The sequence below is a fragment of the Mesorhizobium sp. M7A.F.Ca.CA.001.10.2.1 genome, from assembly GCF_003998575.1.
Taxonomy (GTDB): Bacteria; Pseudomonadota; Alphaproteobacteria; order Rhizobiales; family Rhizobiaceae; genus Mesorhizobium.
The window spans coordinates 1-1493 of record NZ_RZQY01000996.1 but is presented as its reverse complement, the minus strand read 5'-3'; the positions used below and the strand labels follow the sequence as shown (position 1 = coordinate 1493).

Below are 1493 nucleotides of genomic sequence, written 5' to 3'. Positions count from 1 at the left end.
GATCCGCCATGTGCTGGTCGACAATGCCAGGAACTACAAGATGGCGACGGTGCGTCAGGAAATCCTGCGGCACGGCATCGGGGTCGCGCTTGAATTTCGCTTCGCGCATCTTGACAGTGTCGGTGACGATCTTGCGGAAATAGGCCATGGTCTTGCGGCCGCGGATACGGGTCAGCCTCGGCAGCCAGTCGGGCGCGCGCAACAGATCGAGCGGATCGACGCGACCCATGGTCTCGAACAGGCGGTCGATCTCGTTGGCGAAACTGCCAGGCTCGCCCGATATCTCGCCGGAAAACAGCGTCTCGGCCAGGATGTCGTAGGTGAGCAGCGTCATGTCATGGGCGATGTCGGACGTGCCGCCGTCTTCGTAGCGGGCGACGAAGTCCAGCGTGCGTCTCAGCATCGGCTGGGCGAAGCCGAAGATGTGGCGCGGCGTGAACACCGGCGCCATCGCCTTGCGCGACCGCTTCCAGACCTCGCCCTCGGCGGTCAGCAGGCCATCGCGCAGGATCGGCCGCAGGATCTTCTGACGCACCGTCGCCATCTTGTAGTTCCTGGCATTGTCGACCAGCACATGGCGGATCAGGCCGGGATCATTGGCGACGATCAGATGTCCACCAACACCACTGGCCGAGATCCACGGCTCGTTGTAGGTGTGCTCACCCCACAATTCGAGCGGGTTGCGGTAGACGATGCGGATCATCTCCAGCGTCGAGGGCGGCGTGGTGCGCGGCTTCGGCGCCGGGGGAATGAAGGGGGCGGGCTGGATGTCCATGGGCTGCTCCGCTGATACCCCAATGTAATGGCTGGCAATGCGGGCGTCCATGTGACCGAACGGCAGGCGCAAATATACAGCCCGAGGCGTCACAGCAGGCGATCCGTTCAGCCGATTGTGACCGCCTCCATGGCGGTGCCGCCTTGTCCGCGGCCGTGTCCTGCCGTAGGTCACCAACAGATACCGCCAGACCTAGGAGCCCGCCTTGAAGCACCAGTTGAACATCATCATCGGCAGCACGCGGCCAGGCCGCGCCGGACCGGTTTTTGCCGAGTGGCTGGAGACGTTCGCGCGCGGGCATGGAAAATTCGAGCCGGTACTGACCGACATCGATACGTTCAAGCTTCCGGTGCTGGACGAACCGCACCATCCAAGGCTCGGCAATTACAAGAACGACCATACCAAGGCCTGGTCGAAAGCGATCGATGCCGCCGACGCCTTCGTCTTCGTGGCGCCGGAATACAATTATTTCGTGGCGCCGGCGATCGTCAACGCGGTCGATTATCTCTCGCGTGAATGGAAGTACAAGCCTGCAGCCATTTTCAGCTATGGCGGCGTCTCCGGCGGCCTGCGCGCGGCGCAAGCGCTGAAGCCGTTGCTGACATCGGTCGGCGTCATGCCGATCTCGGAAGGCGTCGCGCTGCCGATGTACCAGAAACTGCTCGATGAGAACGGCGCTTTCAACGCCAGCGAACAGGTGCAGGGCGGAGCCAAAACC

At 62.8% G+C, this 1493-nt stretch carries 2 protein-coding genes; one reads left to right on the top strand and one right to left on the bottom strand.

The genetic code is table 11. The features are described 5' to 3' along the window. On the bottom strand, window positions 1–775 hold a 775-nt coding region (locus EN964_RS34370; protein WP_164776370.1), incomplete at its 3' end, for a cytochrome P450. Window positions 776–980: 205 nt separating this feature from the next. On the opposite strand from EN964_RS34370, the gene EN964_RS34365 reads away from it, so the two are divergent. Next, the coding region (locus EN964_RS34365; protein WP_164776369.1) for an NADPH-dependent FMN reductase at window positions 981–1493 on the top strand (513 nt) is incomplete at its 3' end.